The organism is Stenotrophomonas sp. Steno-Z2 (genome assembly GCF_056393235.1).
Map to the genome: position 1 here is coordinate 128343 of NZ_JBWJOY010000005.1, position 26829 is coordinate 155171.

General features: G+C 69.5%; 25 protein-coding genes and 3 tRNA genes. 14 read left to right on the top strand and 14 right to left on the bottom strand.

What is annotated here, in order from left to right:
* Window positions 1-45 precede the first annotated feature (45 nt).
* Window positions 46-849: an FHA domain-containing protein gene (locus AC06FP_RS12395; protein WP_478075707.1), complete on the bottom strand. Its 804-nt coding sequence runs from the start codon at window positions 847-849 to the stop codon at window positions 46-48.
* 118 nt (window positions 850-967) lie between these two features.
* Here AC06FP_RS12395 and AC06FP_RS12400 point away from each other — a divergent pair, with 118 nt between their 5' ends.
* Together AC06FP_RS12400 and AC06FP_RS12405 are read left to right on the top strand one after the other, a co-directional pair.
* Complete coding sequence (locus AC06FP_RS12400) at window positions 968-1243, top strand: polyhydroxyalkanoic acid system family protein (protein ID WP_456116382.1); 276 nt, start codon at window positions 968-970, stop codon at window positions 1241-1243.
* A gap of 89 nt (window positions 1244-1332) precedes the next feature.
* On the top strand, window positions 1333-1794 hold the full coding sequence (locus tag AC06FP_RS12405; RefSeq protein WP_478075708.1) for a phasin family protein: 462 nt from the start codon (window positions 1333-1335) through the stop codon (window positions 1792-1794).
* 296 nt (window positions 1795-2090) lie between these two features.
* On the opposite strand, the gene AC06FP_RS12410 is transcribed toward AC06FP_RS12405, so the two are convergent.
* From AC06FP_RS12410 to AC06FP_RS12425, 4 genes are all read right to left on the bottom strand, one after another.
* The gene (locus tag AC06FP_RS12410; RefSeq protein ID WP_433851789.1) at window positions 2091-3500 is read right to left on the bottom strand and encodes a coniferyl aldehyde dehydrogenase; all 1410 of its coding nucleotides are present in this window, start codon (window positions 3498-3500) and stop codon (window positions 2091-2093) included.
* A 140-nt stretch (window positions 3501-3640) separates the two neighbouring features.
* A complete protein-coding gene (locus AC06FP_RS12415) occupies window positions 3641-6112 on the bottom strand; it encodes a TonB-dependent receptor (RefSeq protein ID WP_478075709.1) in 2472 nt (823 codons plus the stop codon).
* An 82-nt stretch (window positions 6113-6194) separates the two neighbouring features.
* Entirely contained in the window at window positions 6195-7325 is a 1131-nt protein-coding gene (locus tag AC06FP_RS12420) for an SO2930 family diheme c-type cytochrome (RefSeq protein WP_478075710.1), read from the bottom strand.
* A gap of 10 nt (window positions 7326-7335) precedes the next feature.
* The gene (locus AC06FP_RS12425) at window positions 7336-8556 is read right to left on the bottom strand and encodes a parallel beta-helix domain-containing protein (protein WP_478075711.1); all 1221 of its coding nucleotides are present in this window, start codon (window positions 8554-8556) and stop codon (window positions 7336-7338) included.
* Window positions 8557-8683: 127 nt separating this feature from the next.
* On the opposite strand from AC06FP_RS12425, the gene AC06FP_RS12430 reads away from it, so the two are divergent.
* Window positions 8684-9715, top strand: a complete 1032-nt coding sequence (locus AC06FP_RS12430) for an AraC family transcriptional regulator (protein WP_478075712.1) — start codon at window positions 8684-8686, stop codon at window positions 9713-9715.
* 84 nt (window positions 9716-9799) lie between these two features.
* Here AC06FP_RS12430 and pgi read toward each other — a convergent pair whose 3' ends face one another.
* The 6 genes from pgi to pcnB all read right to left on the bottom strand — a co-directional run bounded on the left by pgi (window position 9800) and on the right by pcnB (window position 15430).
* Entirely contained in the window at window positions 9800-11308 is a 1509-nt protein-coding gene (gene pgi, locus AC06FP_RS12435; protein WP_478075713.1) for a glucose-6-phosphate isomerase, read from the bottom strand.
* A complete protein-coding gene (gene panD / locus AC06FP_RS12440; protein WP_456116390.1) occupies window positions 11305-11685 on the bottom strand; it encodes an aspartate 1-decarboxylase in 381 nt (126 codons plus the stop codon). The genes pgi and panD overlap by 4 nt, the downstream gene beginning before the upstream one ends.
* 179 nt (window positions 11686-11864) lie before the next feature.
* Complete coding sequence (gene panC, locus AC06FP_RS12445) at window positions 11865-12707, bottom strand: pantoate--beta-alanine ligase (RefSeq protein WP_478075714.1); 843 nt, start codon at window positions 12705-12707, stop codon at window positions 11865-11867.
* Entirely contained in the window at window positions 12704-13519 is an 816-nt protein-coding gene (gene panB, locus AC06FP_RS12450) for a 3-methyl-2-oxobutanoate hydroxymethyltransferase (RefSeq protein ID WP_456116392.1), read from the bottom strand. The genes panC and panB overlap by 4 nt, the downstream gene beginning before the upstream one ends.
* Before the next feature lie 31 nt (window positions 13520-13550).
* Window positions 13551-14039, bottom strand: coding sequence for a 2-amino-4-hydroxy-6-hydroxymethyldihydropteridine diphosphokinase (gene folK / locus AC06FP_RS12455; RefSeq protein ID WP_478075715.1), 489 nt, complete (start codon window positions 14037-14039; stop codon window positions 13551-13553).
* A gap of 5 nt (window positions 14040-14044) precedes the next feature.
* Window positions 14045-15430: a polynucleotide adenylyltransferase PcnB gene (gene pcnB / locus AC06FP_RS12460; RefSeq protein ID WP_478075751.1), complete on the bottom strand. Its 1386-nt coding sequence runs from the start codon at window positions 15428-15430 to the stop codon at window positions 14045-14047.
* 29 nt (window positions 15431-15459) lie between these two features.
* Between pcnB and AC06FP_RS12465 the strand changes: the two genes are divergently transcribed.
* Window positions 15460-15534: transfer RNA gene (locus AC06FP_RS12465), tRNA-Glu, on the top strand.
* A 323-nt stretch (window positions 15535-15857) separates the two neighbouring features.
* A complete protein-coding gene (gene fdxA / locus AC06FP_RS12470; RefSeq protein ID WP_153190166.1) occupies window positions 15858-16181 on the top strand; it encodes a ferredoxin FdxA in 324 nt (107 codons plus the stop codon).
* A 132-nt stretch (window positions 16182-16313) separates the two neighbouring features.
* Here fdxA and AC06FP_RS12475 read toward each other — a convergent pair whose 3' ends face one another.
* Together AC06FP_RS12475 and dapA are read right to left on the bottom strand one after the other, a co-directional pair.
* Window positions 16314-16823: a hypothetical protein gene (locus tag AC06FP_RS12475; RefSeq protein ID WP_478075716.1), complete on the bottom strand. Its 510-nt coding sequence runs from the start codon at window positions 16821-16823 to the stop codon at window positions 16314-16316.
* 32 nt (window positions 16824-16855) lie between these two features.
* Complete coding sequence (dapA, locus tag AC06FP_RS12480) at window positions 16856-17749, bottom strand: 4-hydroxy-tetrahydrodipicolinate synthase (protein ID WP_478075717.1); 894 nt, start codon at window positions 17747-17749, stop codon at window positions 16856-16858.
* A 63-nt stretch (window positions 17750-17812) separates the two neighbouring features.
* Between dapA and AC06FP_RS12485 the strand changes: the two genes are divergently transcribed.
* The 9 genes from AC06FP_RS12485 (at window position 17813) to AC06FP_RS12525 (ending at window position 23649) form a co-directional block, all read left to right on the top strand.
* Window positions 17813-18472 carry a glycine cleavage system transcriptional repressor gene (locus tag AC06FP_RS12485; RefSeq protein ID WP_425477797.1) on the top strand — a complete coding sequence of 220 codons (660 nt, stop codon included), beginning with the start codon at window positions 17813-17815 and terminating at the stop codon, window positions 18470-18472.
* A gap of 78 nt (window positions 18473-18550) precedes the next feature.
* Window positions 18551-19030, top strand: coding sequence for a peroxiredoxin (locus AC06FP_RS12490; RefSeq protein WP_478075718.1), 480 nt, complete (start codon window positions 18551-18553; stop codon window positions 19028-19030).
* Window positions 19031-19111: 81 nt separating this feature from the next.
* Window positions 19112-20512 (top strand): PhoH family protein, encoded by a 1401-nt coding sequence (locus tag AC06FP_RS12495; protein ID WP_456116397.1) that lies wholly within the window; start codon window positions 19112-19114, stop codon window positions 20510-20512.
* On the top strand, window positions 20509-21000 hold the full coding sequence (locus tag AC06FP_RS12500; protein ID WP_456116398.1) for a hypothetical protein: 492 nt from the start codon (window positions 20509-20511) through the stop codon (window positions 20998-21000). Before AC06FP_RS12495 ends, AC06FP_RS12500 begins: the two co-directional genes overlap by 4 nt.
* A 22-nt stretch (window positions 21001-21022) precedes the next feature.
* Window positions 21023-21697 carry a YoaK family protein gene (locus tag AC06FP_RS12505; RefSeq protein ID WP_478075719.1) on the top strand — a complete coding sequence of 225 codons (675 nt, stop codon included), beginning with the start codon at window positions 21023-21025 and terminating at the stop codon, window positions 21695-21697.
* Window positions 21698-21732: 35 nt separating this feature from the next.
* Window positions 21733-22542 (top strand): bifunctional hydroxymethylpyrimidine kinase/phosphomethylpyrimidine kinase, encoded by an 810-nt coding sequence (gene thiD / locus AC06FP_RS12510; protein WP_478075720.1) that lies wholly within the window; start codon window positions 21733-21735, stop codon window positions 22540-22542.
* Window positions 22539-23381, top strand: a complete 843-nt coding sequence (locus AC06FP_RS12515) for an alpha/beta hydrolase family protein (RefSeq protein WP_478075721.1) — start codon at window positions 22539-22541, stop codon at window positions 23379-23381. The genes thiD and AC06FP_RS12515 overlap by 4 nt, the downstream gene beginning before the upstream one ends.
* A gap of 62 nt (window positions 23382-23443) precedes the next feature.
* Window positions 23444-23520, top strand: a tRNA-Arg gene (locus AC06FP_RS12520).
* Window positions 23521-23572: 52 nt separating this feature from the next.
* Window positions 23573-23649 (top strand) — tRNA-Arg (locus AC06FP_RS12525).
* A gap of 354 nt (window positions 23650-24003) precedes the next feature.
* Here the strand turns inward: AC06FP_RS12525 and gyrA are convergent.
* A complete protein-coding gene (gene gyrA / locus AC06FP_RS12530) occupies window positions 24004-26700 on the bottom strand; it encodes a DNA gyrase subunit A (RefSeq protein WP_478075722.1) in 2697 nt (898 codons plus the stop codon).
* Between the last annotated feature and the right edge of the window lie 129 nt (window positions 26701-26829).

Here is a 26829-nt window from a genome sequence, read left to right on the forward strand (position 1 = left end):
CGGCGCGGGTTGCGCCGGGGCGGCCGCGCGCTGGAGCCGGACAGGTCAGCGGGCGCCGAACAGCAGCAGGGCGCTGATCGCCGCGCCCAGCAGCAGCGCGCTGAGCAGCAGCCACGGCCAGCGCCGCGCCCGCGGCGGCGGGAGGTCGTCGGCGCGCCCTTCCTGTTCCGCGTCGGGCGCCTCGGCCACGGCGGCGAATGCGGCCGAATGGGCGTCCAGCGGGACTTCCAGCACGAAGCGGTGGTTGCCCTCGAATACCACCTGGTCGCCACCCTGCAGCCAGCAGTGGCGGACCGCGATGCCGTTGACCCGGCAGCCTTCCGGCGAGCCCAAGTCGCGCAGCAGCACGCGGTCGCCGTGGCGCTCGAACCGCGCCTGCCGCTCGGGGAAAACCGGATCGTCGATCACCACGTCCACCGCGCCGTCGCGGCCGATGGTGCGCGGCCGGTCGAGCGGGAAGCAGCGCCCATGGTGGCGGCCACCGACGCCGCGCAGCAGCACGCGCAGGTCCTCGCTTTCATCGCCGGTCGCCGCCGGTGGCTGCGCGACGGGCTCGCACTCCCCGCGCAGCAGCATCTCCACGCCGTCGGCGTAGACCGAATCGCCGGCGCGCAGCAGCGCCATGCGCCGCACCGGGCGGCCGTTGACATGGAGGCCGCGGCTGCCGCTGGCCACCTGCAGCCAGACGCCGCGTTCGTCGGTACAGAAGCGCGCCAGCAGCAAGGGGCCGACGCTGTCGTCGCCCAGCCGGACCTGGCCGCTGGCGTCGCGGACGATGCGCTGCACCCCCGGCGCCAGGGACTGATCGGGCTGCTGGCGATTGCTGAAATGGACTTGCAGGGTGCGCACCGGCGGCAGCCTAGCAGGTTGGCCGGACATGCAGAAGCCGGGCGCGGGACTTGGACTGCGCCGCGCCGGTCCGCACAATGCCGCACCTCGTTCCACGCCAGCCCGCCAGGAGCCCCTCATGTCCACCATCGATATCCGCCACGCCCATTCCCTGACCGACGAGCGCGCCCGCGAGGCCATCGCCGAAGTCGCGCGCAAGCTGCAGGAGCGCTTCGACGTCGACGCGCGCTGGGAAGGCGCCAACCTGCATTTCGCCCGGTCCGGCGTCGACGGCGTGATCGAGCTGCTGCCCGGCGCGGTGCGGGTGAAGGCCGAGCTCGGCTTCCTGCTGTCGGCGATGAAGGGCATGGTCGAATCCGAGATCCAGCGGGTGCTGGCCGAAAAGCTGGGCTGAACGGAACGGCCGGGCGCGTGGTTCCATCACGCGGCGCAGGCATCGCCATCGCTACGGTGTGCCGGTCGCCCGCACGGAGGAACGCCCCCATGAGTACCCACGAACACCACAATGCCGGCCGCAACCCGGGCGCGACCGCGCACGAACGCGGCGCACGACCGGGCCGCACGCTCGGCGGATCGGCGCAGCAGGTCTGGCTGGCCGGGCTGGGCGCGCTGTCGCGGGCCCAGGCCGAGGGCAGCCGGCTGTTCGAATCGCTGGTCCGCGAAGGCGAATCGGTGGAGGCGCGCAGCCGCGAGGAGTCCCCGCGCGGCGAGAGCCTGCGCGATTCGGTCGAGGCCACCCTGGGCAACGCCCGCGACCGCGCGGCCGGTACCTGGGACCGGGTCGAAAAATCCTTCGAGGACCGGGTGCACCGGGTCCTGCGGCGCATGGATATTCCCAGCCGCTCGGACATCGAGGCGCTCAATGCCCGCCTGGACGCGCTCAACCACCGCCTGAACCGCGCCGAGGCGCACGCCACGCCGAAGCCGAACACCGGCGAGCCGTGATGTTGCAAAGCAGCATCAACTGAGCAAGAATCAACCCGACCCGCCAGCAGTACCGCGCCGTTTGTCTCCCTCCCCTCACGGCTCCGGATGGCGGGTTTTTTGTGCCTGCCGCCCGCGCGGGCGCCCTGCGGACATCGATCAGGCGATACCAGGAATCGCTCCGGGCGATTCCTCCATGCCCGTCATCCGTGGCAAGGAACGCCGTGCGGGAGCCGCTTCATTGCACTGCCCGGGCACTCCGGGGAGAGCATCGCGCACCGAAACGCGCCCGTGCGACGCGCTCCTGCGAAGTCGCGTCAGCGCACGATCAGGTCGATCAGCCACTGCGCCTTCCTGTAGGGCGGTTTCAGCAGGTCGCCGCCGGTACGGCGGGCCTGCCACAGGACCGGCAGCTGCTTGCTCATCGCATCGAAGCCGCTGCGGCCGTGGTAGGCACCCATGCCGCTGGGGCCGATGCCGCCGAACGGCAGGGTGTTGATGGCGAAATGGAACAGCGTGTCGTTGACGCTGACGCCGCCGGCCAGGGTGCCGCGCAGGATCTTCTCCACGCTGGCGCGGTCATGGCTGAACGGGTACAGCGCCAGCGGGCGGTCGTGCGCGTTGACGTAGCCGATGGCCTCGTCCAGCGACCCGACGCTGCGGATCGGGAACACCGGCCCGAAGATCTCCTCCTGCATCACCGCCGCATCGTCGCCCGGTTCCAGCACCAGGGTCGGCGGGAACAGGCGCTGCGCGGGATCGGCCTCGCCCAGCACGATCACCTCCAGCCCGCGCGCGCGCGCATCGTCCACATACCCCTGCAGGCGCGCGTACTGGCCGGCGTTGATGATGCGGCTGTAGTCCTCGTTGCCGGCCAGGCCCTGGCCGTAGCGCGCGCCCACCTGCGCGCGCAGCGCCTGCACCAGCGCGTCGCGTCGCGCCGCGCCGACCAGCACGTAGTCCGGGGCGATGCAGGTCTGCCCGCAGTTGAACCATTTGCCGGTCGCCAGCCGCGCCGCGGCCTGCTCCGGCGGGTAGTCGTCGCAGACGATGGCCGGTGACTTGCCGCCCAGTTCCAGCGTCAGCGGGGTCAGGTTCGGCGCGGCGGCGGCCATCACCTTGCGCCCGACCGCGGTGGAGCCGGTGAACACCAGGTGGTCGAACGGCAGCGCGGCGAAGGCGCCGGCCACCTCGGCCCCGCCCTCGGCGACGGCGACGCGCCCGGCGGGGAACACCTCGGCCAGCAGTTCGCGCAGGAAGGCGCTGGTGCGCGGGGTGTGCTCGGAGGGTTTCAGGTAGACGTGGTTGCCGGCGGCGATGGCGGTCGCCAGCGGGATCAGCGCCAGGTTGACCGGGTAGTTCCAGGGCGAGATGACGCCGACCACGCCGACCGGCTCGGGGCGGATCTCCGCGCGCGCCGGCCAGAAACGCCAGCCCACGCCGACGCGGCGCGGCTTCATCCAGCCGCGCAGGTGCCGGCGCAGGTGGTCGATCTCATTGAGCACGGTCATGCCGTCGGCGATGCGCGATTCGTGCGGCGAACGGTGGCCGAAGTCGGCGGCGATGACCGCCGCCATCTCGTCCAGCCGCCGCTTCAGGGCCTCGCGCAGCCGCAGCAGGTCGGCGCTGCGCTGCGCGCGGTCCGGCTTGTGCGCCTGCCAGGCGGCGCGCAGGCGGTCGAGGGTCGGGCGCAGGTCGGCGGTGGGCGTGGAAGCGTGGGTGTCCATGCGATGAAGTCCAGAGGGTGCCATCGGATCCGGCGTCGAGTATGGCCCCTGCCTTCCATGGATGCGGGGCTTGCCCGCATGGGGGCCGCGCGGGAAACCGCTGCCGGGCTCGCCCGGCAGCGGCGGGGCAGCGCTCCGCGTCAGAAGCGGTACATCAGCTCCATGCCGTAGAAGCGCGGTTCGCTGACGCCGGCGGCGGTGGTGCCGACCACCGTGGTGCCGTAGGTGTACAGCCCGTTCACGTAGCGGTTGTCGAAGGCGTTGTTGACATAGGCGGCCACGCTCCACTGCGTGGACGGCGAGCGCCAGCGCAGGTACAGGTCGGTGCGGTTGCGCTCCTCGCCGATGGTGAAGGTGGCGTAGCGCCCGCAGTTGCCCTGGCTGGAGGAGCCGGAGTTGCAGCGCCCGCGGCCGCCATAGGAATGGCGCGCGGAGAACGTCAGGTCGCCGTACCCGCCCAGCGGCACGGTATAGGCGGCGCCGGCGGCGAAGGACAGGTTCGCCTCGCCGGTCGGCTGGCCGCTGAGGTCGATGCCGTCCGGGGTGACGAAGTCCTTGTAGGTGGAATCGATCCATTCGGCGGCGAAATCCACGCTCAGGTGGTCGCTGGCCTGCCAGCGCGCGCTGAAGTCCACGCCGCGCGCGGTCAGGTCGCTGGTGCTGACCACGTAGCGCGGGATGTCGGACGAGGTATCCAGGCGGATCGCCTGGCGGTTGTCGTATACGTAGTAGAACGCCGAGGCCTCGTACTGGATGCGCAGGTCGCGCAGGTCGCGCTTGATGCCGGTTTCGAAGTTCCACACGCTTTCGTTGTCGAAGGCCGCACCCGGCGAGAACACGTTGTAGCCGCCGGCCTTGTAGCCCTTGGCCACCGAGGCGAACAGCATGGTGTCCCCGGACGGGTGGTAGTCGACGACCAGGCGCGGGCTCCAGTCGCTCCACGCGTTCTTTGCGCGGTTGGTCACGCCCTTGTTGGCCATCGAGATCGGGTCGCTGAAGGCCAGGTCGAAACCGGCCAGGAACGCCGCGTCGATCGGGATCAGGCCGTCGCCATCCTCGTCCATGGCGCACAGGCCCAGCGCCTCGCACGGCACCGGCTGCGGCAGCACGCCGTACTGTTCCAGGGTCTGCAGGGCCTGGTTCAGCGCGTCGGCGCGGTGGTGGTCGTTGAACCAGGTGAACTTCTTCTGATCGCGCGTATAGCGCAGGCCGAAGGTCAGGTTGAGCTTGTCGGTGGCGTGCCAGATCACGTCGCCGAATGCCGCATAGGCGGTGGAGTCGACGGTGTTGTCGTAGGCCTCGCGCCACGGGTTGCCGAACAGCTGCACCGGGATGCCGTAGAAATCCGCCGCGTCCTGCAGCATGCCGAACAGCGGCATGCCATACAGCCCCGCGGCCGCGGTATTGATGCTGTCGCTGGTCAGGTCGACCACGCTGGACTGGCTGGCCTTTTCCTGGAACCAGCTCACCCCGGCCACCCAGTCCAGGCGCTCGGTGTTGCCGCTGAACTTGAACTCCTGGTACCAGGTGGTGTTGTCCTCGATGTTGATGGTGTCCAGGTACAGTTCGCGGCGGCTGGTGCCGTCTTCCTCGGCGCGGTTGTAGGTATCGAAGTTGCGCCAGGAGGTCATCGAGCTCAGGTGGCCCCACTCGAAGGCGTGGTCGAGGATCAGGGTCGCGCCGTCGAACCTGCGGGTCTCGTTGTTGTCCGGCACGTCGGTATAGGCGGCGTGGCCGACCGGGTTCTTGTACTGCGCCGGATCGGCCGGCACCGGCGGCACGCCCGGCGCCGGCGGCAGCGCGACGATGCCGATGGCCGGGCGCGAGCGCTGGTCCAGGTCCTCGTGGTCCCAGCTCAGCAGCATCTGCGTATTGCCGCCGATGTCCCAGCGGAACGCCGCGCGCGTGGCCCAGTTGCGGCCGTCGTCGAGCCGCTCGCCGCTGGCGGCGTCCTTCATCCAGCCGTCGGTCTGGCTGCCCATGGCGTTGATGCGGAACGCCGTGGTCTCGCCGGCCGGCAGGTTGAGCATGCCGTCGAAATACTGCTTGCCGTAGTTGCCCATGCGCACGCGCGCACGGCCTTCGAGCTCGTTGCCGGGGCGCTTGGTCACGATGGACACCGCGCCGGCGGCGGTATTGCGCCCGAACAGGGTGCCCTGCGGGCCCTTCAGCACTTCGATGCGTTCGACGTCGAGGAACGGCAGCACCGTGCCGCCGCCGCGGCCGGCGTAGACGCCATCGACGTAGACGCCGACGGTCGGGTCGGTACCGATGCCGAAATCCCCCGTGCTCAGGCCACGCAGCTTGAAGCTGGCCTGGGTCGGCTGGTCGTCGCTGATCGACAGGCCCGGGACGAAGCTGTCCAGGTCGCCCAGGTTCTCGGCCATGGTCTGTTCGATGACGTGCTCGCCCACCACCTGCAGGGCGATGGGCACGTCCTTGAGCTCCTGCTCGCGGCTCTGCGCGGTGACCACGATCCGGTCCAGTTCGATCGCTTCGGGCTGCGTGGACGGCGCGCTCTGCGCCTGCGCGTGCGCAGCCAGTGCCGGCGTGGCCAGCAGCGAGGTGAACAGCGCCCTGCGGACGCCGCGCGACAATCTGTTGTACGTCATCGAGTTCCCCTTTCCCATTGAGTTCCCCTCACGTCGATTCCGCGCGGCGATGCGGGGCCGTGTGCCTGTGCCAACTCCCTGCCTACGCGCCGCACTCCTGCGCGGACATGGCCGCGATCCACTGCCGTATCAGTTCCACGCCCTCCTCGTGGACGAGGCTGCGCCCCAGTTCCGGCATCATCACGCCGGGGTCGGTGCTTTCCATCCGGTAGGTCAGGATCGAATCATCCGGCTTGCCGGGCACGATGTCCCAGGCGCGGTTGCCGGTGCCCTGCCCCGCGGCGATCGGCAGCTTGCAGCGGCCTACCCGCAGCGGGTCGTGGGTGTTGGCGTCCAGCCACATGCCCGACGTGCGCGCCGCGCCCTTGGGGCTGTGGCAGTGCCCGCAGTTGATGTCCAGGTACGAGCGCGCGCGTGCTTCCAGTGGCGCCTGCGCGTCGTTCCAGGCCACGTTGCGCGGCAGCTCGCCGGCGGGTACGTCGGCCAGGTAGCCGACCTCCTGCCAGTGCTGCAATTGGTTGGCTCTGCCGCCGGCGTAGGCGAACTCATGATTGAGGTGCCGCGCCTTCGGGCCGATCGGGAAGATCTTTTTTGACTTGAGATCGACGCCGTGGCAGCCGGCGCACTGGTTCTCGTCCGGCACCATGTAGTCGATCTGTTCGCGCTTGCCGTCCCTGCCCGCCAGGGTCAGCGGCACCAGGTCGCCGGTGCGCATGAGCCGGGCTTCGCTCTGCTCGGCGTTCCACACGTAGGGCAGCGCGACCCAGCCCGAGGCGCGGCGCACCAGCAGCCGCGTTTCCACCAGCCGCACCTTGCCCAGCGTCAGGCCGCCGTCCGCCTCCGCGCCGGTGTCCTCGCTGCGCAGCACCGTGTCGCCTTCGCCGCGCGGGTAATAGAAGGTCTTGCTGATGATGGTGCCGACCGGGAAATCCAGCGCCTCGTCCGCCTGGTAGCGTGCGGACGCGCCGGCCGGCATCCATACCGTGCGCAGCTTGTGCGCGTAGTCGGTGAACAGCGCCGTGTCCAGGTCGTAGGGCAGCACCTGGTCGTTGAGCCGCAGCCTGCCGTCGGCCACGTACACCACGTTCCAGTCGGACAGGCGCTCGGGCATGCCCTCGGCGAAGAAATGCACCGGCTTGGGCGCCGGTTCACGCGCGCAGGCGGCCAGGATCAACAGCGAGGCCATTCCCAGCAGGGTTCGATGCAACGACATGCGCGCCACCTCAACCGCGCTTGAGGTCGATCGCCGGCAGCGAAGGCAGCGTGCAGTCGTAGGGTTTGGCGTCCTTGCTCGGGTTCTTGTAGCCGCCGGGGCCGTCGGCATTGAGCACGCCGGATACGTCGCGCAGGCAGATCTGCGGGCCTTCGGCGCGCTGCGGGTTGACGTAGCCGTCGAACAGCACGTCCGGGAAATGGCCGGTCAGCCCGTACATCGCCACCTTCAGCGCCTTGAAATCCATCCGGTCCGGCGAGTCGCCGCCGCCGGACAGGCGGTTGCCGTGCACGTGGATGCGTTCCGGGTACGGGTCGAACTCGCCCGAGGCCTTGTCGTCCTTGTAGCCGGTGGAATACACGCTGGAGACGATGATGTTGGCGGTCTGGTTGTCGGCGATGTCGTTGTCGAAGATCTCGATGTTGTCGTTGGAGTTGATCACCACGCCGCTGCCGGCCGGCACGCTGGCCACCGGCGTGCCCTTGGCGCCGAAGTTGTCCAGGTTGTTCGCCACCACCTTGTTCTTGAACACGCGGATCGCGTCGCCCTGCTGGGTCAGCGCCGGCATGTTGAACACCAGGATGCCGCCGGTGTTGCCGGTGGCCACGTTGTCATGCACGTCGGCGTTGATGGTGTTCTCGATCTCGATGCCGGCCACGTTGCGCTCGGCGCGGTTGTTGCGCACGATCACGTCGCGCGACTGGCCGACGTAGATGCCCGAGTCCGAGGCGCCGATCGCCACCGAATTCTCGATCAGCACGTTCCTGCACAGCACCGGGTACAGGCCGTAGCCGCCGTTGCTGGTCTTCGGCCCGCCGGTCCACTCCACGCGCACGCCGCGGATGGTGACGTTCTCGGACTGGCTGATCTTGAAGCCGTCGCCCTTGCTGTCCTCGATCGCCAGGTTCTCCAGGGTGAAGCCGTTGGCGTTCACCAGCAGGCCCTCGGCACCGGCCTTCTGGCCCTTGAAGCTGAGGATGGACTTGTCCATGCCCTGCCCGCGCAGGGTGACGTTGTCCACGCGCAGGCTGAGGCTGCGGTCGAACTGGAAGATGCCTTCCGGCACCTCGATGACGTCGCCGGGCTTGGCGTCCAGCAGTTTTTCCTGCAGGACCCGGGCGAAGCCGGCATCGCCGGCCGGTACCGCCGGCGCGTCGGGAGCCTTCTGTTGGCAGCCGGACAGCAGGAGCGCAAGGGCGCCGATCGTGCCGACAAAAATGCTGCATTGCATGAATTCTCTCCCGTACGTGCTCGCCAAGTCTGCGCCGCAGTCTGGTGCGTATGGATGCATTGCGCGAAGGGCATAAGCGGCATACAAAGGGGGGCAAAACGGACAATCGGAAGGACTTCGGATGCGTTTGAACACCGCAATCGGCGACGAACTGTCCACCGCCGACCGGCCTACCAACATCCTCTGCGGGCTGATGCAGTTCGCCGCGGAGCGGGGAATCGACAGCAACGGCTGGTTCGTCGGCACCCGCCTGCAGCCGGAGGAAATCAGCAGTCCGGACACGCGCATGTCCTACCGGCAGGCGGGCACGGTGATCCGCCGCGCCCTGGCCGCGCTGGCGGTCGAAGGCGTCGGCCTGGAGCTGGGCGGCCGCCAGAACCTGGGCAATTTCGGGCTGCTCGGGCTGGCGATGAAGACCGCCCCCGATTTCGGCGAGGCGGTACGCGTCGGCCTGGCCTACCAGCGCAACAGCGGCGCCCTGATGGACATCGCCCTGGCCGAACACGGCGACGGCTGCGTGGCGGCCGTCGCCACCGCGCCGGACGAGGCCTGCGACCTGCTGCCCTTCCTCTGCGAGGAACTGTTCTCCAGCGTGCTGCAGCTGGTCCGCGAACTGGTCGGCCCGGACTTCCGCCCGCGGCGCCTGGAGCTGGGCTATGCGGCGCCGCGCTACGCGCAGCGCTACCACGACCTGTTCGGCTGCGAGGTGCGTTTCGGCCAGGCGCGGCACGCGATGGTGCTCGACCGGCGCTGGCTGGAACTGCCGTTCGCCAGCTACAACCCGGCGACCTCGAACCAGGTGATGACCCTGTGCCGCATGCAGATGGACGCCCGGCCGGTGTGCGGCGAGACCACCGCCGCGCTGGAAAGCCACCTGCGCATGCGCCTGCGCGACAACCCGCAGATGGCCGAAATGGCCGCCGAACTGCACCTGAGCGAACGCACCCTGCGCCGGCAGCTGGCCGAGGAAGGTACGTCGTTCAGTGCGGTCCACGACCGCGTGCGCACCAAGCGCGCGATGGAACTGCTGCGCGACCCGACCCTGTCCATCGTCGCCATCGGCGGCCGGCTGGGGTTCAACGACGCGCGCGAGTTCCGCCGCGCATTCAAGCGCTGGACCGGGCGCGCGCCGAGCGAGGCGCGACGCTCAGGCGACTGACGGCACGCCTGCAGAGCGGGATTGCCCGCAGAACGAAAACGCCGCGCAGCGATGCGCGGCGTTTTCGTTGCCCTGCTGCGTGGATCAGCCGCGCAGCTGCGCCAGCGCCTCGCGCGTCATCGGGTCGGCGATGTCCACCGCCTCGCCCTGCAGCGCGGGCAGCAGCTGGTTGGCCAGCTGCTTGCCCAGTTCGACGCCGAACTGGTCGAAGGCGTTGATGCCCCACACCAGCGACTGCACGTAGACCGCATGCTCGTACATGGCGATCAGCGCGCCCAGCGCGCGCGGGGTCAGCGCGTCGAGCAGGATCAGCGTGCTCGGGCGGCCGCCCGGGTAGCGGCGGTGCGGATCGTCGCTGTCCTGGCCGTTGGCCAGCGCCTCGGTCTGCGCCAGCAGGTTGGCCAGCAGCGCCTGGTGGTTGAGGGTGTACGGGTCGTCGTTGCGCACGCAGCCGATGAAATCGGCCGGCACGATGCTGGTGCCCTGGTGCAGCGCCTGGAAGAAGCTGTGCTGCACGTCGGTGCCCGCCCCGCCCCACCACACCGGCACGGTGTCGGCATCGACCGGGCTGCCGTCGAGCTTGACCCGCTTGCCCAGGCTTTCCATCACCAGCTGCTGCAGGTAGGCCGGCAGCAGCGCCAGGCGCTGGTCGTAGGTCATCACCGCGTGCGTGGCGCGGCCGAGCGCGTTGCGGTTCCAGATGTCGGTCAGCGCATGCAGCACCGGCAGGTTGCGCTCCAGCGGCGCGCTGGCCGCGTGCGCGTCCATTTCCGCCGCGCCCGCCAGCAGCTCGCCGAAGCGCTCGAAACCGATCGCCAGCGCGATCGGGAAACCCACCGCCGACCACAGCGAGTAACGGCCGCCGACCCAGTCCCACATCGGCAGCACGCGCGCAGCGGCGATGTCGAAGGCCCGGGCGGCGCGTTCGGGGTTGGCGCTGACCGCGTACAGGCGCTCGCTGCCGCCCAGCCAGTCGCGCAGGATCGCGCCGTTGAGCAGGGTTTCCTGGGTGCCGAAGGTCTTGGAGATCAGGATGCCGGCGGTGGTAGCCGGATCCAGCGTGGCCAGCGTGCGCTGCATCGCCGCGCCATCGACGTTGGAGACGAAGTGCACGCGGAAACGCGCGCCGCTGGCCGGGCGCAGCGCGTCGGCCACCAGCCGCGGGCCCAGGTCGGAGCCGCCGATGCCGACGCTGACGATGTCGGTGACGCTGCTGGCTTCCAGCGCCTTGACCAGTTCGCCCATGTGCTGCTGCACGGCCACCGCTTCGGCGTGTTCGGCCGCCGCCTTCGGGCTGGCGTCGCCGCGCAGCGCGCTGTGCAGCACCGCGCGGCCTTCGGTGATGTTGATCTTCTCGCCGCCGAACAGGCGCGCGAAGCCGCCGGCGACGTCGCGCGCGGCGGCCAGCTCGAGCAGCGCCTGCAGGGCCGCGCGGTCATAGCTCTGCCGCGCGAAGTTCACGTACAACGGACCGACCTTGAACGCCAGGGTTTTCACCCGGTCCGGCTCGGCGGCCAACAGCGAGGGAATACCCGTGCCCTGCAGTCGCTGGGCGTGGGCGTGCAATGCGGTCAATCCGTTGTGCGTGGTCATGCGGCCTGTGTGGGGATGGAGTGGTTGGTGTGGGTGATGCGGTTGTTGCCGTCGACATAGACCAGCCTGGGCTGGAAGCTGTCGGCCTCGGCTTCGCTCATGCTGGCGAAGGCGGCGATGATGATCACGTCGCCCACCTGCACGTGGCGCGCGGCGCCGCCGTTGAGCGAGATCACGCCGCTGCCGGCTTCGGCGCGGATGGCGTAGGTGGAGAAACGCGCGCCGTTGGTCACGTCCCAGATGTGCACCTGTTCGAACTCGCGGATGCCGGTGGCTTCCAGCAGGTCGCCGTCGATCGCGATGGAGCCTTCGTAGTTCAGCTCCGAGTGGGTGACGGTGGCGCGATGGATCTTGGTCTTGAGCAGGGAAAGTTGCATGGCGGTGCCGGAATACTGCGAAAGAAAGCACGCAGTCTAGCACCGGCGCGGGCCCTTGCCCGCACTGCAGCATGAGCTGTCCGGCCCGGTCGCGGACGTGAAAATGGCGCCACGGGGGCGCCATCGCATGACCTTCGGCCGCCGCGGCCGGGACAGGGGAAGTCCCGGCGGTTGCCGGCTCAGAATTCGATGTTGTCGATCAGCCGGGTGTTGCCCAGCCTGGCCGCGACCAGCGCCACGCGGGCGCCGGCCGCGCCCTCGCCCGGCTCGCCCAGGTCGGGCAGGCGCACCACCGCGTAGTCCACCTGGAACCCGGCCGCCTGCAGCTGCGCCGCGCCCTCGGCCTCGACCTGCGCGCGCGGCGTGCCGGCCAGGCTGGCCTCGCGCATGGCCAGCAGCACGCGGCGGATCGCCGCGGCCTGCGGCCGGGTTTCCGCGGTCAGGTACTGGTTGCGCGAACTCATCGCCAGGCCGTCGTCCTCGCGCACGATGTCGCCGCCGACGATTTCGATCGGGAACGCCAGGTCGGCCACCATCTGCCGGATCACCGCCAGCTGCTGGTAGTCCTTGCGGCCGAACGCGGCCATGTCCGGCTGCACCTGGTTGAACAGGCGCGAGACCACGGTGCATACGCCATCGAAATGGCCGGGCCGGTGCGCGCCTTCAAGCAGCGCGCTGACGCCGGGCACGTGCACCTTGGCGGCCAGCTCGACGCCGAACGGGTACATCGACTCGACCGTGGGCAGCCACAGCACGTCGCAGCCGGCCTGTTCCAGGCCGCTGGTGTCGGCCTCGGGCGTGCGCGGGTAGCGGGTGAAGTCCTCGTTCGGGCCGAACTGGGTCGGGTTGACGAACACGCTGGACACCACGCGGTCGGCGTGCTGCCGCGCCAGCTTCACCAGCGAATAATGGCCGGCGTGCAGGTTGCCCATGGTCGGCACGAAGCCCACCCGCAGGCCCTCGCGCTTCCAGCCGGCGACGATGGCGCGCAGCCGGGAAAGTTCGGTGACGGTCTCGATCATGATGCGTACGCATGCTCCGCGTCGGGGAAGGTACCGGCGCGGACCGCGTCGGCGTAGGCGCGGACGGCGCCGGCCACCGAGCCGCCCTCGGCAAGGAAATCCTTGACGAACTTGGGCCGGCGGTGGCCGCTGTCCAGGCCGAGGAAATCGTGCATCACCAGCACCTGGCCATCGCAGCCGGCGCCGGCGCCGATGCCGATGGTGGGGATCGCCACGTCGGCGGTGACCTGCGCGGCCAGCGGCGACGGCACGCATTCGAGCACCAGCAGCGCGGCGCCGGCCTCGGCCACCGCGCGGGCGTCGGCGCGCAGCCGTTCGCCGGCCTCGCCCCGGCCCTGCACCTTGAAGCCGCCCAGGGTCAGCACCGACTGCGGGGTCAGGCCCAGGTGCGAGCACACCGGGATACCGCGTTCGACCAGGTGGCGGATCACGTCCAGCTTGAAGCCGGCGCCTTCGAGCTTGACCATCTCCGCGCCGGCGCGCAGCAGCTGCAGCGAGGCCTCGAGCGCGCGCTCGGGCGTGGCGTCGGCGCCGAACGGCAGGTCGGCCACCAGCAGGGCGCGCTGCAGCACGCGCGCGACCGCGGTGGTGTGGTAGGCGATGTCGGCGACGGTAACCGGCAGCGTCGAGTCATGGCCCTGCACCACCATGCCCAGCGAATCGCCGATCAGGATCAGGTCGACCCCGTTGGCGTCGAAGGTGCGGGCGAATCCCGCGTCGTAGGCGGTCAACATCACCAGTTTCTGGCCATTGCGCTTGGCCTCGGCCAGCGCCGGGACGGTCCAGGGCTTGCTGTCTGCGTGGGTGCTCATGTGGGGATAACGATCGGTGATGAGCCGAGCATTATCCCCCTATCGGCGCAATACCGCAGGTTTCGATGCCGGCCAGGGCGCCACGCACCGTTCCATGGCCGGGAATCACCGCTTCCGGCGCCACCTCGGCCAGCGGCAGCAGGGCGAAGGCGCGCTCGTGCAGGTGCGGGTGCGGCACCTTCAGCTGCGGCAGGTCGATCACCTGTTCGCCGTACAGCAGCAGGTCCAGGTCGAGCGTGCGCGGCCCCCAGCGCTCGCCCGGCAGGCGCACGCGGCCGAAGGCCTGCTCGGTGGCCAGCAGCCGCTCCAGCAGCGCCGGCGCCGGCAGCGTGGTCTCCAGCGCCACCGCGGCATTGATGAAATCCGGCTGGTCCTGGTTGCCCCAGGCCGGCGTGCGGTACAGCCGCGAGACGGCCAGCAGGCGGCAATCCGGCAGCGCCGCCAGCGCCTGGATCGCGGCGCGCACCGTCGCCGGCGCGTCGCCGAGGTTGGCGCCCAGTCCGACGCAGGCCACGACCATGCGGCTTACTCGCCGGCGACCGCGCCGCTGCGACGGCGGCGGCGGCGCCGCCGCCTGGGCGCGCCTTCTTCCAGCGCCTCCTCGACATGCAGCGAATCCAGCGCCGATTCCAGTTCGCGGCCGGACTGCTGCTGCGCCTCGCGCCAGAACTCGATGTCGGCGGCATGCTCGCTGGACGCGGCCTGGCGCAGCACCAGGAAATCGAACGCGGCGCGGAAGCGCGGATGGGTCAGGGTGCGGAACACGCGCTTGCGCTGGCGCGAGGAAAAGCGCGACTGCAGCAGCCAGATCTCCTGCATCGGCAGCGAGAACCGGCGCGGCAGCGCGATGGTGGCGAGCTGGTGCAGGGTGACCCGGTCGGCCGCGCGACGCTGCGCCTCTTCCGGCGCCAGCCCCTGCCGCTGCAGCGAAATCAGGGTGCGGCAGAACGCCGGCCACAGCAGCAGCGCGAACAGGAAGGCCGGCGACACCGGCTCGTCGTTGGCCACGCGCGCGTCGGTGCTGCGCAGCCCCTCGATCACGAAACGGCGCAGCGCGCCGCTGCGGTTGCTCTTCAGCGCGGCCGCGCTCTCCGGGAACAGCGCCGGCAGCAGGCCGTGGCGCTCCAGGCCCTCGAAGCTGGCCACGCCGTGGCCGGACAGGAACAGCTTGAGCACTTCCTCGAACAGGCGCGCCGGGGCAGCTTCCTCGAGCAGCCCGGCCAGACGCGGGATCGGCGCGGCGGTGGCCTCCTCGATCCCGAAACCCAGCTTGGCCGCCAGGCGCACCGCGCGCAGCATGCGCACCGGGTCCTCGCGGTAGCGCTGCTCGGGGTCGCCGATCAGCTTCATGCGCCGCGCCAGCACGTCCTCGAAGCCGCCGACGTAGTCGCGCACCGAGAAATCCTCGATGGCGTAATACAGGGCGTTGCAGGTGAAGTCGCGGCGCACCGCGTCGTCCTCGATGCTGCCGTAGACGTTGTCGCGCACCAGCATGCCGTTCTCGACCTCGCGGTCGCCGCTGCCGTCGTCGCTGTTGGCGCGGAAGGTGGCGACCTCGATGATCTCGCGGCCGAACACCACGTGCGCCAGGCGGAAGCGGCGGCCGATCAGCCGGCAGTTGCGGAACAGCTGCTTGACCTGTTCCGGCGTGGCGTCTGTGGCTACGTCGAAATCCTTGGGCCGCCCCCCCACCAGCAGGTCGCGGACCGCGCCGCCGACCAGATAGGCACCGAACCCGGCCTCGCGCAGGCGGTAGAGCACGCGCAATGCGTTCGGGCTGATGTCCTTGCGCGAAATGGTGTGCTGGTCGCGCGGGATGACGCGCAGGGTGAACGGCGATGTAACTGTGGAATTGATGGTGGCGATTCCGGTTGGGGTTGCAGGGTTGCCTGGCGGCGAACAGGTGCATATACTAGCGCGCTCGCCGGACGCGACCAAACGCTCCCTTCGTCTAGTGGTTAGGACGTGGCCCTCTCAAGGCTAAAACAGGGGTTCGAGTCCCCTAGGGAGCGCCAACTCCGTCCGCGAAATCAAAAAGCCCCGCCCCGTGCGGGGTTTTTTGTTGCCGCCCTCCGGGGCCGCGAGCCCTAGCGCCATCCGTTGACGATCCCGGGAACCGCATCCGGCGGCGCCGCCGCCCGCACCCTGCGCCGTGGGGCATATCGATTTGAAGTGCCCGAAGGCGCTCGAGGATTCCGTCGGCCAGGCTCCATGCCACGCCAGCGCCCCCGCTCTCCGGGCATCGGAGGAAAGGCGCGCACGCGGCGCGGATGAAAATGGTCCCGCCCAGCGCATGCATCCTGCTCTAGAATTACGGGGTTCAACGCCGGACCCCGTCATGCCCTTTGTCGTCACCGAAAACTGCATCAAGTGCAAACACACCGACTGCGTCGAAGTCTGCCCCGTGGACTGCTTCCATGAAGGCCCCAACTTCCTGGTGATCGACCCGGACGAATGCATCGACTGCACGCTGTGCGAGCCGGAATGCCCGGTCAACGCCATCTACCCCGAAGACGACGTGCCCGCCGGGCAGGAAGGCTTCGTCGCGCTGAACGCCGAACTGGCCAAGGCCTGGCCGGTGCTGACCGTGCGCAAGGACCCGCCGGCCGACGCCGCCGAATGGGACGGCAAGCCGGACAAGCTCAAGCTGCTGGAACGCTGACCCGCCAAGCGGGTCGCATGAAAAAGGGCGCCATCGGCGCCCTTTTCGTTTGCGGCCTCGCCGCCGCCATGGACAGGCGGCGGGTGCCGCGTGCCCATGGCGGAACACCGCCCTGTGCGACGGCACCGGGGCTTACTGCGCCAGCTTGGCCTTGAGGGCCTCGAGCAGCTTGACCGCCGCCGGGTCGGTGGCCGGCAGGCCGCGCGGGTCCACCGCCGACACGTAGGCGCCGGCCTCGACGCCGACCACGCGCACCAGGAAGTTGCTGCCTTCGTAGGCCACGTCGTAGGAACCCAGCAGCTGCGCGCGGCTGGCGATGGTCAGACCCTCGACCGTGGCGAGCGCGTCGCCGACCTTGCCGAACACCTCGTCGCGGCTGCCGGCGACGGTGAAACCCCCCTGCGCGGGCTGCGCCGCGGCGGCCTGGGTCGGGCGCGTGGCCGAGGCCAGCGCCGGCACCTGCGTCGCGCCGGCGGTGCTGGGCAGGTTCAGGTCCGGCGGCACTTCGAGCGGACGCATTTCCGGGGCCAGCGCGTAGTCGCCACGCGCGCCACGATGGAAGCAGCCGGTCGCGGCGACGGTGGTGGCAATGGCGAGCAGTGCCAGCGAAAGGGCGCGTACGGCGGAACGGGAATGACGCATGGTGGATCTCCTGGTTCTGGCCACTGCAAGGTTCAGTGGCTGGATAGTTCTTCCAGCGCGCCCACGTCGGCCGCCAGGTGGTCGGCGGCGGCGTGGTGCGAGGCGGAAAGCGGCAACAGCGGCAGGCGCAGTCCATGGCCGATGCCCAGGCGCTGCAGCAGCGCCTTGACCGGGATCGGGTTGGACTCGAGGGTGAAGAAATCGTGGTACGGCTGCAAGCGCGCGTCCCAGGCCTCGGCGGCGACATGGTTGCCGGCGCGGGCCAGGTCGCACATGGTACGGAAGGCGCCGGGCAGGACGTTGGAACCGACCGATACCAGGCCGTCGGCGCCGGCCAGCATCGAGCGCGCGGCGCTGCCATCGTCGCCACTGAGGACGGCGAAACCCTCGCCGCGCAGCTCCAGCAGCGCCTTCATGCGCGCCATGTCGCTGACCGCTTCCTTGATGCCGACGATGTTCGGATGCGAGGCCAGTCCGGCCACGGTCTCCGGCAGCAGGTCGCAGCCGGTGCGGCCGGGCACGTTGTACAGCACCACCGGCAGCCCGCCCTGCTCGGCCACGGCCAGGAAGTGCTGGCGCAGCCCTTCCTGGGTCGGGCGCACGTACGGCGGGGTGACGACCAGCGCATGGGTGGCGCCGTTGCGCGCGGCGCGGCGGGTCGCCTCGATGGTCCGCGCGGTGCCGGACTGGCCGGTTCCGGCCAGCACCGGCATGCGGCCGCCTAGGGCTTCCACGGCCATGCGCAGCAGGGAATCGTATTCGGCCCCGGACAGCGTCGCCGCCTCGCCGGTGGAACCGGCCACCACCACGCCCTGCGCGCCACCGGCCGCCTGCAGCGCCAGCAGGCGCTGCCAGCCCTCGGTATCGAGCGCGCCGTCGGCAAGGAAAGGCGTCGCCAGGGCGGTGATGAGGCCGGAAATGGACAAGGGAAACGCCGTTCTTCGTGGGGGCTGGGAATCCCGCCTGGAGGCGGGTTCGTGACCGGGGGCATGTTACTTGCCGGTCGAAAGCACGGGCAAGTATGCTGGGTGCCAGCGAACGTGCCCGCGCCGGCGCCGTTCAGACTCACAGAGCACCCCGGAACCACCTTGACCAACAGCACCCCGCGGCCGCAGCCGACCGAAAACCACCTCCTGATCAACGCCTACACGACGCATCCGGAGTCCCCCCTGCTGTCCGTCACCCGCCGCATCGCCGACAGCGGCTGCAACCTGGTCGATGCGCGGCTGTCCACGGTGGGCCGCGACGTCTCGGTCACCACCCTGGCCACCGGCTCGTGGGATTCGGTGGCCAAGCTCGAGGCGATGCTGACCCGGCTGGAACGCGAGGAAGGCCTGAAGCTGGTGTGGTACCGCACCGCCGCCAAGCAGGCCCAGTCCAACCTGCTGCCCTACATCGTCGAGGTGATCGCCGCGGACAAGCCCGGCATCCTGTTCCAGCTGGCCGACTTCTTCGACCGCCAGGGCATCACCATCGAGAACCTGCAGAGCACCCGCTACCAGGCCATGCAGACCGGCGCGGAGATGTTCTCGGCGCAGATCACCATCGGCGTGCCGGCCAACATGCACATCGCCGCCCTGCGCGACGATTTCCTCGAGTTCTGCGACCACCTCAACCTGGACGCGATCATGGACCCGATGAAGTTCTGACCGTTCGCGCGCCCGTCACGGGCAGGCGGCGTTTCATGTAGTTGCAATCGAAGTACCCCAGGCTCCGGAAAGGATCTGATGAACATCGGCGATACCCTGGACCGCACCACCCTCGACCTGCCGCTGGCGCTGTCCGGCGGCGACACCACCACCCTCGCCGCGCAGGCCGGCCACTGGCTGGTGCTCTACTTCTACCCGAAGGACAGCACCCCCGGCTGCACCACCGAGGGCCTCGACTTCAACGCCCTGCTGCCCAGGTTCAAGCGCGCCGGCGCCGTGGTCATGGGCGTCTCGCGCGACTCGGTGAAGTCGCACGACAACTTCTGCGCCAAACAGGGCTTCAGGTTCCCGCTCGTCAGCGACGCCGACGAGGCGCTGTGCAACGCCTTCGACGTGATCCGCATGAAGAACATGTACGGCAAGCAGGTGCGCGGCATCGAACGCAGCACCTTCCTGGTCTCGCCCGACGGCACGCTGGTGCAGGCGTGGCGCAAGGTCAAGGTGGCCGGCCATGCCGAAGCCGTGCTCGAAGCGCTGAAGGCCGCCCAGTCCAAGTGAGTCCCATCGCCCACCTCGTCCGCCGCGCCCCTGCCCCGCAGGCCGTGGCGGTTTTTCCCTGCCCGTAACCAGGAATCGACGATGACCCGAGGCAAGCGCATCTACGTGCTGGATACCAACGTGCTGATGCACGATCCGACCGCGCTGTTCAAATTCGAGGAGCACGACGTCTACCTGCCGATGCAGGTGATCGAGGAGCTGGACAACGGCAAGAAGGGCACGTCCGAAGCCAGCCGCAACGCGCGCCAGGTCAGCCGCTTCCTCAACGAACTGATCGAGGCCTCCGGCATCGGCGGCATCGCCAGGGGCGTGCCGCTGGTGCTGCCGCAGGGCCTGCAGCTGCGCGGCGCGCGCAGTGCCGGCCACCTGTATTTCCAGACCAGCCATTTCGAGGCCGGCAAGAGCTTCGGCGCGGTGATCCCGGACAACGCCATCCTCGGCGCCATCCTCGCGCTGAAGGAGCAGACCCCGGACGTGCCGGTGGTGTTCGTCTCCAAGGACATCAACCTGCGCATCAAGGCGGCCATCGCCGGCATCGATTCTGAGGACTACGAGAACGACCGCGCGCTGGACGACTTCAGCCTGCTGTACACCGGCGCCACGCCCCTGCCCGAGGACTTCTGGAAGAAGCATTCCGGCGACCTGCGCAGCTGGAGCGACAAGGGCCGCACCAGCTACGAGATCCGCGCCACCGACGACGAGCAATGGTTCCCGAACCAGTACGTCTACCTGCCGGGCGAGGACGAGGTCGAACTCAAGGTCGCCAGGGTGGAAGCCGACGGCCGCATCACCCTCACCCTGGTGGACGATTTCCGCCACGGCGCGCATTCGGTATGGGGCATCACCGCGCGCAACCGCGAGCAGAACTTCGCGCTCAACGCGCTGATGGACCCGGAGATCGACTTCGTCACCCTGCTCGGCACCGCCGGCACCGGCAAGACCCTGCTGGCGCTGGCCGCCGGCCTGGCGCAGACCATGGACACGCAGCGCTACCGCGAGATCATCATGACCCGCGCCACGGTCAGCGTCGGCGAGGACATCGGCTTCCTGCCCGGCACCGAGGAAGAGAAGATGACGCCGTGGATGGGAGCGCTCACCGACAACCTGGAAGTGCTCACCCACAACCAGGAAGGCGGCGCCTGGGGGCGCGCGGCCACCAACGACCTGCTCGCCTCGCGCATCAAGATCCGCTCGCTGAACTTCATGCGCGGGCGTACTTTCCTGTCGCGCTACCTGATCCTGGACGAGGCGCAGAACCTCACCCCGAAACAGATGAAGACCCTGATCACCCGTGCCGGCCCCGGCACCAAGATCGTCTGCCTGGGCAACGTCGAGCAGATCGACACGCCGTACCTGACCGAGACCACCTCGGGCCTGACCTACGCCGTGGACCGCTTCAAGAACTGGCCGCACAGTGCGCACATCACCCTGCGCCGCGGCGAGCGCTCGCGGCTGGCCGACTACGCTTCGGAGGTCCTGTGAAAACGCACCACGCCCTTGCCCTGCTGGCTTCCGGCGCGCTCGCGCTGGCGGCCTGCACGCCGGCCAACACCCGCCCCGGCAGCGTGCCGACGGCGATCAAGGCCGGGCAGTCCTGGGTGGTCACGCGCCCGCTCGTGGCCGCGCAGGTGCTCGACACCTGCTCGCGCGACAGCCCGGCCCGGCATGCCGACGGGGTCAGCGGCTACTGGGCGCCCAGCCGCGCGCAGATCGACGCGCTGGAAAGCCGGCTGCAGCAGCTGCAGCCCACCATCGCCGAACCCTCGCGGTCCGGGCGCCAGTACGTGGGCTTCATCGCGCAGGGCCGGCAGCTGATCTACATCAACGCCTTCACCCTGCCCGACCACGACAAGACCAACCCGGCGCGCGAAGCGGTGCGGGTCTGCGACGGCGGCGCGGCGTTCTGGGGCGCGGTGTACGACCCGCAGGCCGGCACCTTCTCCGACATCGCCACCAACGGCGGCTTCTGAACGGCCGGCGATACTGTCCACGATGGGCATACAGCTCCCCCGTTGGGTATGGATCGGCGCGATCGCGCTGTCCTGCGTGGCCGGCATGGTCAACGTGGTCGGCTTCCTCGGTTTCGAGCACCAGGCCGTCAGCCACCTCACCGGCACCACCAGCCAGCTCGGCATGGCGCTGGTGCAGCGCGACTGGCGCGGCGTCGCGCACCTGTGGGGCATGCTGATCGCGTTCTCGCTGGGCGCGATGCTGAGCGGGCTGATCGTGCAGGATGGCGCGCTGCGGCTGGGCCGGCGCTACGGCGTGGTGCTGGCCCTGGAGTCGCTGTTGCTGCTGGCGGCGATCCCGCTGTTCAAGCGGCAGCAGATCTGGGGCGCGCTGGCCGCGGCCATGGCCTGCGGCCTGCAGAACGCCATGGTCACCACCTTCAGCGGCGCGGTGGTGCGCACCACCCACCTCAGCGGCATGTTCACCGACCTGGGCATCGGCCTGGGCCATCTGCTGCGCGGCCTGCCGCTGCAGGTGCGGCGGCTGACGCTCAGCGGCCTGATCATCGGCGGCTTCCTCGCCGGCGGCGTCATCGGCGCCTGGCTGTTCCAGCGTTTCGGCTACGACGCGCTGCTCGCGCCGGCGCTGCTGACCGGCTGCACCGGCGCCACCTACATCGCCTACCGGCTGTCGCGACGCCTGTACACCGCGCCGTGACGGCAGCGCCGGGCGAAACGCTGCACAATCCCGCCATGACGCCTTCCACACCCGCCTCCGCCCTCACCATCGCCGGCTCCGATTCCGGCGGCGGTGCCGGCATCCAGGCCGACCTCAAGGCCTTCGCCGCGCATCGCGTGCATGGACTGTCGGCCATCGCCGCGTTGACCGCGCAGAACACCCGCGGCGTCACCGCCGTGCACTTGCCGCCGCTGGAATTCCTGCAGGCGCAGCTCGACGCCTGCTTCGACGACTTCGACATCCACGCGGTCAAGCTGGGCATGCTCGCCAATGCCGAGGTGATCCACCTGGTCGCCGATGTCCTGGAAAAACACCGCCCGCCGCAGGTAGTGCTGGATCCGGTGATGGTCGCCACCAGCGGCGCCCGGCTGCTGGAAGCCAGCGCCCTGCAGGCGCTGCGCGAACGCCTGCTGCCGCTGGCCACGCTGCTCACGCCCAATACGCCCGAAGCGGAACTGCTGCTGGGCCGCCGCATCGCCAGCGCCGCCGACGCCGAGGACGCCGCCACCGCGCTGCTCGGGCTGGGCGCCGGCGCGGTGCTGCTCAAGGGCGGGCACCTGGCCGAAGGCCCGCGCGTGATCGACCGCTATTACGACGGCGTCGCCAGCGAGGAATTCAGCCACGCGCGCCTGCCGGTCGACGCGCACGGCACCGGCTGCACGCTGGCCTCGGCCATCGCCGCGCAGCTGTGCCGCGGGTTGTCCCTGCCCAATGCCTGCGAGGCCGCCATCGATTACGTCGCGCGCGGCCTGCGCGGCGGCTACCGGCCGGGGCGCAGCGAGGTCATGGTGCTGGACCACTTCGGCGCGGCGCATCCGGCATGAACGGCGTGACCGCCCTTGCCGTCGCCGCGGCCGACGGACACCGTTTCGAGCTGCTCGCCCACGTGCCGCCACGGCCCGTGGCGGCCGTACTGTGGCTGCCGGCGCTGGGCGTGGCCGCCCGCCATTACCTGCCGCTGGCCGAAGCGCTGGCGGCGCGTGGCGTGGCCGTGTTCGTCCACGAATGGCGTGGCGGCGGCAGCAGCCGCCTGCGCGCGGACCGGGCCACCGACTGGGGCTACCGCGAACTGCTGCTGCACGACATCCCCGCTGCCGAAGCGGCCGCGCGCGCCGCGGTGCCGGGCATTCCGCTGCGGCTTGGCGGGCACAGCCTGGGCGGGCAGCTGGCGTGCTGCCATGCCGGCCTGCATCCGGGTACGTTCGCCGCGCTCTGGCTGGTCGCCAGCGGCACCCCGTGGTGGCGGGGTTTTCCCGCACCGCGACGCTGGCTGCTGCCGCTGGCCTACCGCTTCCTGCCGTGGCTGGCGCAACGGCGCGGCGCGCTGCCGGGGCGCAGGCTCGGCTTCGGCGGCACCGAGGCGCGCGGCCTGATCCGCGACTGGGCCCGCGTCGGCCTCAGCGGCCGTTATGCCGCGGCCGGCCTGCCGGTCGATCTGGACGCGGCGATGCGGGCGCTCGCGCAACCGGTGCAGGCGCTGCTGTTCGACGCCGACTGGCTCGCGCCGGCCGGCTCCATGCGCCACCTGCTGTCCAAGATGCCGGCCGCGCCGGCGACGCTGCGCATCCTGTCCGGCGACGAACTGGGCACGCGCGCGGACCATTTCAGCTGGATGAAATCGCCGGCCATCGTCGCCGATGCGCTGGCATCGACGGCGTCATAGGAAAATTTCACAAAAGCGTTGACGCATGCGCGTCATATCCGCATAATTCCGCTCCTGACGACGCGCCCGTAGCTCAGTTGGATAGAGTACCTGGCTACGAACCAGGCGGTCGGGAGTTCGAATCTCTCCGGGCGCGCCAGTTTGGAACATTGTTCTTGCAGTGTTCCCCGTCAGAACAATCAAGGTAAAACGCGCCCGTAGCTCAGTTGGATAGAGTACCTGGCTACGAACCAGGCGGTCGGGAGTTCGAATCTCTCCGGGCGCGCCATTACACCGAACAGCAGGCTTTGCCTGCTGTTTTTTTTCGTCCCGGCGATGGCCTCCGCTGCCATCGCATCCCGACACGCAGCGTGCGGCGCCCGGTTGGTGGCGCCCTCCCCGCTCCACAACGGCCACATCGTCGATGGCCGCGGCAGCGCCGTCATGGCCAGGGACAACAGACATCCCTTGATATCGCCCGCCGATGACCGGAGGGTTGAGGCCACCGATGGATGGCGGCAACAAAACCGCCGGAAGCGGTTCTGATCTTCGCTTGTCCATGGCCCGCAGGATTGCCGCCATGGCGGCAACAAAAAAGCGCCGGCTTGCGCCGGCGCTTTTCATTCCACGCGGATGCCGCCGATCAGGCTTCCGGCGGAGTCGCCGCCTGCTCCGCGTCGGCCGGCGCGGCATCCTCGTCCGCATCGTCGACCGACTGCAGCGAGGCGTCCAGGCGTTCGACCGCCTGCAGCTTCTCGCCCTTGGACAGGCGGATCAGGGTCACGCCCTGGGTGTTGCGGCCCACGCGCGAGATTTCCGAGCCGCGGGTGCGCACCAGGGTGCCGCCATCGGAAATCAGCAGCACTTCGTCGCCCGTGCCCAGCAGCACCGCGCTGACCAGTTTGCCGTTGCGCTCGCTGGTCTGGATGCCGATCACGCCCTGCGTGCCGCGGCCCTTGCGCGGGTAGTCGGCCAGCGGGGTGCGTTTGCCGTAGCCGTTCTCGGTGGCGGTGAGGATGTACTGCACGCCGGCGTCGTCCGCCGACTCGACGATCTCGCCGCCATCGGCCGCCACTTCCTCGACACCGTTATCGTCCTCGCCCTCGTCCTCGGCGCCGCCGGCGCTTTCGGCCACGATCAGGCTGACCACTTCCTCGCCCTTGGCCATCTTGATGCCGCGCACGCCGGTGGCGGTGCGGCCCATCGAACGGACCCTGTCCTCGCCGAAGCGCACGGTCTTGCCGTTGGAGGCGAACAGCAGGATGTCGCGCTCGCCGTCGGTCAGGCCGACGCCGACCAGGGCGTCGCCCTCATCCAGGTTGATGGCGATCTTGCCGCGCGCCAGGCGGAAGGCGAACTCGCTCAGCGGGGTCTTCTTCACCGTGCCGTTGCGGGTGGCGAAGAACACGAAGTGGTTGTCGTCGTATTCGCGCACCGGCAGCACCGCCTGCACGCGCTCGCCGTTCTCCAGCGCGATCCAGTTGATGATCGGGCGGCCGCGCGCATTGGAGCCGGCTTCCGGCAGCTGGTACACCGGCAGCCAGAACACCTTGCCGGAACTGGTGAAGGTCAGCAGCGTGTCATGGGTATTGACCAGCCACAGCTGCTCGATCGAATCCTCGTCCTTGGTCGCCGCCGCGCTGCGGCCGCGGCCGCCGCGCTTCTGTGCGCGGTAGGCCGACACCGGCTGGCGCTTGACGTAGCCGGCGCGCGACAGCGTCACCACCACGTCTTCCGGCGCGATCAGGTCGAGGATGTCCAGGTCTTCCTCGCTGTGGCGGATCTCGGTGCGGCGCTCGTCGCCGTACTCGGCGCGCACGCTTTCCAGCTCCTCGCGGATCACCTGCAGCAGGCGGTCCGGGTTCTCCAGGATATGGATCAGCCCGGCGATCACTTCCAGCAGTTCCTTGTACTCCTCGGTGAGCTTGTCCTGCTCCAGGCCGGTGAGGCGGTGCAGGCGCATTTCCAGGATCTGCGTAGCCTGCACCTCGGACAGCTGGTAATTGCCGTCGACCAGGCCAATGCCCCTGGGCAAGTCTTCCGGGCGCGAGGCCTCCGCACCGGCGGCGCCCAGCAGCGCGCCCACCAGGCCCGGCTCCCACACCTTGGCGAGCATGCGCTCCTTGGCCTCGGCGGGGTTGGACGAGGTCTTGATCAGCTCGATCATCTCGTCGATGTTGGCCAGCGCGACGGTCAGGCCTTCCAGCACGTGCGCGCGGGCGCGCGCCTTGCGCAGTTCGAAGATGGTGCGGCGGGTGACGACCTCGCGGCGGTGGCGGACGAACGCCTCCAGCATCTCCTTGAGGTTGAGCAGCTTCGGGCGGCCGTCGACCAGCGCCACCATGTTGATGCCGAACACCGATTCCATCTGGGTCTGCTGGTACAGATTGTTCAGCACGACCTCGGCCGACTCGCCGCGCTTGATCTCGATGTAGATGCGCATGCCGTCCTTGTCGGACTCGTCGCGCAGCTCGCTGATGCCTTCGAGCTTCTTTTCCTTGACCAGCTCGGCGATCTTCTCGATCAGCCGCGCCTTGTTCACCTGGTAGGGAATCTCGGTGACGATGATCGACTCGCGGCCGTTGTCGGCCACCTCGATCTCGGCCTTGGCGCGGATGCGCACGCGGCCGCGGCCGGTGCGGTAGCCGGCGATGATGCCGGCGGTGCCGTTGATGATGCCGGCGGTCGGGAAATCCGGGCCCGGGATGTATTCCATCAGGCCATCGACGTCGATCGACGGGTTGTCGATCAGCGCGATGCAGGCATTGATGGATTCGGTGAGGTTGTGCGGCGGAATGTTGGTGGCCATGCCCACCGCGATGCCGGCCGAACCGTTGACCAGCAGGTTCGGGAAGCGCGTCGGCAGGACCGTCGGCTCCAGTTCCTTCTCGTCGTAGTTGGGCTGGAAATCGACGGTTTCCTTGTCGATGTCGGCCAGCATCTCGTGGCTGATCCGCGACAGGCGCGACTCGGTGTAACGCATCGCCGCCGGGCTGTCGCCGTCGACCGAACCGAAGTTGCCCTGGCCGTCGATCTGCATGTAGCGCAGCGAGAACGGCTGCGCCATGCGCACCAGCGTGTCGTAGACCGCGCTGTCGCCGTGCGGGTGGTATTTACCGATGACGTCGCCGACGATGCGCGCCGACTTGTAGTACGGCTTGTTGGCGTGCGCGCCCAGCTCCTGCATCGCGTAGAGGACGCGGCGATGGACCGGCTTGAGGCCGTCGCGGGCGTCGGGGAGCGCGCGCCCCACGATCACGCTCATGGCGTAATCGAGGTAGCTCTTGCGCATCTCGTCTTCCAGGTTGACCTGGATGATTTCCTTGGCGGTTTCTGCCATTCGGATTCCGTATTCTGGTAGCGGTCCGGAGCGGCGCCGACGGCCCTTCTGGGCGGTCCCGGCACAAGCCCGATTCAAGTGGCCGAGTTTACCACACGGCGCCGTCTGCCGCCTCAGGCGGCAGCACTT

Bases quoted from the DNA above. Each gene is read 5' to 3' on its own strand.
- AC06FP_RS12400 (WP_456116382.1), top strand. From the start codon at position 968: ATGTCCACCATCGATATCCGCCACGCCCATTCCCTGACCGACGAGCGC.
- AC06FP_RS12405 (WP_478075708.1), top strand. From the start codon at position 1,333: ATGAGTACCCACGAACACCACAATGCCGGCCGCAACCCGGGCGCGACC.
- AC06FP_RS12410 (WP_433851789.1), bottom strand. From the start codon at position 3,500: ATGGACACCCACGCTTCCACGCCCACCGCCGACCTGCGCCCGACCCTC.
- AC06FP_RS12415 (WP_478075709.1), bottom strand. From the start codon at position 6,112: ATGACGTACAACAGATTGTCGCGCGGCGTCCGCAGGGCGCTGTTCACC.
- AC06FP_RS12420 (WP_478075710.1), bottom strand. From the start codon at position 7,325: ATGTCGTTGCATCGAACCCTGCTGGGAATGGCCTCGCTGTTGATCCTG.
- AC06FP_RS12425 (WP_478075711.1), bottom strand. From the start codon at position 8,556: ATGCAATGCAGCATTTTTGTCGGCACGATCGGCGCCCTTGCGCTCCTG.
- pgi (WP_478075713.1), bottom strand. From the start codon at position 11,308: ATGACCACGCACAACGGATTGACCGCATTGCACGCCCACGCCCAGCGA.
- panD (WP_456116390.1), bottom strand. From the start codon at position 11,685: ATGCAACTTTCCCTGCTCAAGACCAAGATCCATCGCGCCACCGTCACC.
- panC (WP_478075714.1), bottom strand. From the start codon at position 12,707: ATGATCGAGACCGTCACCGAACTTTCCCGGCTGCGCGCCATCGTCGCC.
- panB (WP_456116392.1), bottom strand. From the start codon at position 13,519: ATGAGCACCCACGCAGACAGCAAGCCCTGGACCGTCCCGGCGCTGGCC.
- folK (WP_478075715.1), bottom strand. From the start codon at position 14,039: ATGGTCGTGGCCTGCGTCGGACTGGGCGCCAACCTCGGCGACGCGCCG.
- fdxA (WP_153190166.1), top strand. From the start codon at position 15,858: ATGCCCTTTGTCGTCACCGAAAACTGCATCAAGTGCAAACACACCGAC.
- AC06FP_RS12475 (WP_478075716.1), bottom strand. From the start codon at position 16,823: ATGCGTCATTCCCGTTCCGCCGTACGCGCCCTTTCGCTGGCACTGCTC.
- AC06FP_RS12485 (WP_425477797.1), top strand. From the start codon at position 17,813: ATGTTACTTGCCGGTCGAAAGCACGGGCAAGTATGCTGGGTGCCAGCG.
- AC06FP_RS12490 (WP_478075718.1), top strand. From the start codon at position 18,551: ATGAACATCGGCGATACCCTGGACCGCACCACCCTCGACCTGCCGCTG.
- AC06FP_RS12495 (WP_456116397.1), top strand. From the start codon at position 19,112: ATGACCCGAGGCAAGCGCATCTACGTGCTGGATACCAACGTGCTGATG.
- AC06FP_RS12505 (WP_478075719.1), top strand. From the start codon at position 21,023: ATGGGCATACAGCTCCCCCGTTGGGTATGGATCGGCGCGATCGCGCTG.
- thiD (WP_478075720.1), top strand. From the start codon at position 21,733: ATGACGCCTTCCACACCCGCCTCCGCCCTCACCATCGCCGGCTCCGAT.
- AC06FP_RS12515 (WP_478075721.1), top strand. From the start codon at position 22,539: ATGAACGGCGTGACCGCCCTTGCCGTCGCCGCGGCCGACGGACACCGT.
- gyrA (WP_478075722.1), bottom strand. From the start codon at position 26,700: ATGGCAGAAACCGCCAAGGAAATCATCCAGGTCAACCTGGAAGACGAG.